Origin of the sequence: Winogradskyella sp. (assembly GCF_965656915.1) — a bacterium.
In the GTDB taxonomy this organism is placed as follows: domain Bacteria; phylum Bacteroidota; class Bacteroidia; order Flavobacteriales; family Flavobacteriaceae; genus Winogradskyella.
In genome coordinates this window covers 1-3281 of sequence record NZ_CBFHMI010000103.1, presented here as the reverse complement: position 1 = coordinate 3281, position 3281 = coordinate 1, and the positions used below count along the sequence as shown (strand labels likewise).

General features: G+C 33.5%; 6 protein-coding genes. 3 read left to right on the top strand and 3 right to left on the bottom strand.

Features of this window, described 5'->3' with window-relative positions:
* The first annotated feature begins 46 nt into the window (after nt 1–46).
* The 3 genes from ACTG3Y_RS13400 (at nt 47) to ACTG3Y_RS13390 (ending at nt 2058) form a co-directional block, all read left to right on the top strand.
* The gene (locus tag ACTG3Y_RS13400) at nt 47–1084 is read left to right on the top strand and encodes a M57 family metalloprotease (RefSeq protein ID WP_439153424.1); all 1038 of its coding nucleotides are present in this window, start codon (nt 47–49) and stop codon (nt 1082–1084) included.
* Between the two features lie 150 nt (nt 1085–1234).
* The gene (locus ACTG3Y_RS13395) at nt 1235–1510 is read left to right on the top strand and encodes an ATP-dependent Clp protease adaptor ClpS (protein WP_439153423.1); all 276 of its coding nucleotides are present in this window, start codon (nt 1235–1237) and stop codon (nt 1508–1510) included.
* Between the two features lie 8 nt (nt 1511–1518).
* Entirely contained in the window at nt 1519–2058 is a 540-nt protein-coding gene (locus tag ACTG3Y_RS13390; protein ID WP_439153422.1) for a hypothetical protein, read from the top strand.
* Here the strand turns inward: ACTG3Y_RS13390 and ACTG3Y_RS13385 are convergent.
* The 3 genes from ACTG3Y_RS13385 to ACTG3Y_RS13375 form a co-directional block, all read right to left on the bottom strand.
* Complete coding sequence (locus ACTG3Y_RS13385; RefSeq protein ID WP_439153421.1) at nt 2051–2320, bottom strand: heavy-metal-associated domain-containing protein; 270 nt, start codon at nt 2318–2320, stop codon at nt 2051–2053. The two genes, ACTG3Y_RS13390 and ACTG3Y_RS13385, sit on opposite strands and share 8 nt — an antisense overlap.
* Before the next feature lie 7 nt (nt 2321–2327).
* The gene (locus ACTG3Y_RS13380; RefSeq protein WP_439153420.1) at nt 2328–2531 is read right to left on the bottom strand and encodes a YgaP family membrane protein; all 204 of its coding nucleotides are present in this window, start codon (nt 2529–2531) and stop codon (nt 2328–2330) included.
* Nucleotides 2532–2538: 7 nt separating this feature from the next.
* On the bottom strand, nt 2539–3281 hold a 743-nt coding region (locus ACTG3Y_RS13375), incomplete at its 5' end, for a rhodanese-like domain-containing protein (RefSeq protein WP_439153419.1).

Below are 3281 nucleotides of genomic sequence, written 5' to 3'. Positions count from 1 at the left end.
TACGTATTCGACTTAAACAAATCATTAATTTTTTAAAATATTAAAAATGAAAAACACAATAAAATATTGGGTTTTTGCCATTTCTATTTTTGCATTAGTATCTACTGCTTGTCAAAAAGATGAGGTCGATAATAATGTTTCAAATTTAGATGAGGATATTATTATTAACATGAACAATTTAGATAACAGAACCTTAGTTACTGACTCTGATTTATTAGATGCTATAAGAACACTAGATATAGATGTTGGATTGGTGTCTCAAGGAGATTTCCATTTGCCAGATGGAACGGTAGAGGAGAGAATATACATTGGTAGTGATATTACTTTCACAAGATCAGAGTTAGATTTATTGCTTGGTATGGGTGACAATCAAGGGCGCCAGTATCGCACATTTAATCTAGTTGAAGGTGCGAATCGTACAATAGATATTCTTGGTTATACAGGTGGTAGTCAGGCCTTATCTGGTAAAGCTCAGACAGCTTTGCAATGGGCTATTGATAACTACAATAATCTAAATACTACTTTACAATTTAATTTATCATTTGGCACAAACTATCAAGCCGCAGATATGGTGGTTTATGATAATACTGTTAATAATCCAAGTGGTACAGGTGGTGTGGCAGGCTTCCCAACATCAGATGGAAGACCGAATAAGTTTGTGCAGATTTACGGTATTGAGCAATTTTCAACTAATGTGAATGAGCATGTTATCACTCACGAAATAGGTCACGCTATTGGTTTTCGCCATACAGATTGGTTTGATCGTTTAAGTTGTCTTCCACAAGCTCAGGGTTATGAAGGTACAGGTTCTGATGGTGCTGTTCATATTCCTGGCACACCAACAAGGAGAGATGTAACGTCTGTAATGCAAGCCTGTTTTTCGACAAGTGAAGACGGAGAATTTAATGGAAACGATGTTACTGCTTTAGAATTTATGTACCCTGAAGCTCCAGTTGGACCGTGTGATGGAGTATCTGAATGGCAAAGTGGCGTAAGTTACAACATAGGTGACCGAGTTACTTATTTTGGAAATCTTTATGAACGTGTTTCTGGTGGCTGGACACTTTTAGGACCATGCAACTAGAAAAAATTAAAGTGAAATAAATCATTTAAAGTATAATGGGCTACTAACTAAGTTAGTGGCTCATTTTTATATAATTTGAAAATTTACAAGGTCTAATTATACGTTTAATATTAAAATATTTTTTAAATTAGTAAGGTCCAAATTGCAATTATGAGTTTTCAAGAAAAAGGAAAAGAAGAATTACTTCTTGAAGAAGAAGTTTTAAAACAGAATGAAATAGTATTGTTTAATGATGATGTCAATACGTTTGATCATGTTATTGACTCACTTATTTATGCCTGCGATCATACACCAGAGCAAGCCGAGCAATGTTCAATTATTGTTCACTATAAAGGTAAGTGTACGGTAAAAACTGGCTCATATGATGATCTCAAACCGCGCTGTTCCATGCTTTTAGAGGCTGGACTCAGTGCTGAAATTGTTTAGTTAATGCTATGAAGCATAAACTCTTTGCCTTTCTTCTCTTTTCATTTTTATTCTGCCATTCGCAAAATGAAATATTTGACGAGGATATTTTAGTTTCTAAAAGTGAGGAAATTATTGTTGATGCACTGAAGAGAATAGAAAATCCTGAAGAAGCGGGATGCACTTATGATTTAGGCGATTTTATGATCGAGCATTATTTTGATAATGATGGTAGATTAGTCAAAACAGTTAAAACTAATAATATAGCTTCAGCGGCTATATTGGGTAACCCGACAACAGAGATATACGACCTTAAAGGCAATCTTGTTTTAAGAAGGAAGCAAGGATTTAATGGAGAGATTTACTTTTTAACCATATTTAAGTACAATTCTTTTAATCTATTAGAAGAGGAATATCATCTAGACACAAATTATATATATAGATTATTTCATAAAAATAATTCTAATTATAAGCTCAATAAAAAGATATATTATAATTCTAAAGGTAAAAGAGTTCATTCATGGAAAAGAGCAAAAAGGAAAAATCAAAAAAAACTTTTTGCTAATTAGTCATTCTGCCAACGGCACAACTAACAAAAGACTTTGCCTTTTTTGGTAACGAATTAGACTCGCCAGTCATAGGATACCCTAAGTCGGATAACGTTTGTTTTACTAAGTTAAACTCAGTTTCCGAGTTATGATTAAAAGACACTTCGTCTGTGTTGTTATCAACGTCTACGTCCGAAATGCCTTTAAGTTTGGAAAGTTGTGTAATAATGGTATTAGCACATCCGCCGCATTTTAAGTTTTGTATTTGTATTGTTGTTTTCATAATTTAATTATTTGCGTTTGCAGGTATTCCAGCCAAACGGTGTATAAAGTGGACAAAAACTTATAAAGCTTGTAAGTAAGAAAATAATAGCAAATGCCATTAATATATAGGCTAACGTGCCCTGTATAACATCAAAATAATACAATAAAGAAATCGCTATTGCAATTACTATTCTTATGCCTTTATCTAGGCTACCCATGTTTTTTTTCATAATATGTCTATTTTAGTGTTGATGGACAAACAAAATCGGTAGTTGGAAGATCTGTTTTCTTAATAGCACCAAATCCTCCGGCAATATCAATGAGATTATTAAATCCTCTCGCTTTTAAAATTGATGCTGCAATTACAGAACGATAACCACCTGCACAATGCACGTAATAGATTTTCTTATTGTCAACTTCATTCATTTTTTGGTTAATGTAATCTAATGCAAAATGTTGTGCATTTTCTAAATGAGAGGCTTGATATTCACCATCTTTTCTTACATCCAAAATATTGATTTCGGATGATTTTGCACGAGATGCAAATTCTTCTGCAGATATTGATTCTAAAGTTTCAATATCCTTTCCTGCTGCTTTCCAGGCTTCGATGCCACCTTCTAAATAGCCTAAAGTATTATCATATCCTACACGAGATAAACGTGTTACTGCTTCGGCTGATTTTCCTTCCGGAACAACTAAAACAATAGGTTGTTTTAAATCAGTAATTAATGCGCCAACCCAAGGTGCGAATTGTCCGTTTAATCCGATAAAAATTGAATTAGGTATATGACCTTTAATAAAATCAGCTTGCGTTCTAACATCTAAAACTAAAGCAGATTCGTGATTAGCTAAAGCTTCAAATTCCTCAGGATCTAATGGATTATCACCAGTTTTTAAAACACTTTCAAAAGCATCATAACCTACTTTATTCATCATGGCATTTTTTGCAAAATACTGTGGTGGTGGAGCAATGCCATCAA

Coding starts and splice junctions, on each gene's coding strand:
- ACTG3Y_RS13385 (WP_439153421.1), bottom strand. CDS start 2,320: ATGAAAACAACAATACAAATACAAAACTTAAAATGCGGCGGATGTGCT.
- ACTG3Y_RS13400 (WP_439153424.1), top strand. CDS start 47: ATGAAAAACACAATAAAATATTGGGTTTTTGCCATTTCTATTTTTGCA.
- ACTG3Y_RS13380 (WP_439153420.1), bottom strand. CDS start 2,531: ATGAAAAAAAACATGGGTAGCCTAGATAAAGGCATAAGAATAGTAATT.
- ACTG3Y_RS13395 (WP_439153423.1), top strand. CDS start 1,235: ATGAGTTTTCAAGAAAAAGGAAAAGAAGAATTACTTCTTGAAGAAGAA.
- ACTG3Y_RS13390 (WP_439153422.1), top strand. CDS start 1,519: ATGAAGCATAAACTCTTTGCCTTTCTTCTCTTTTCATTTTTATTCTGC.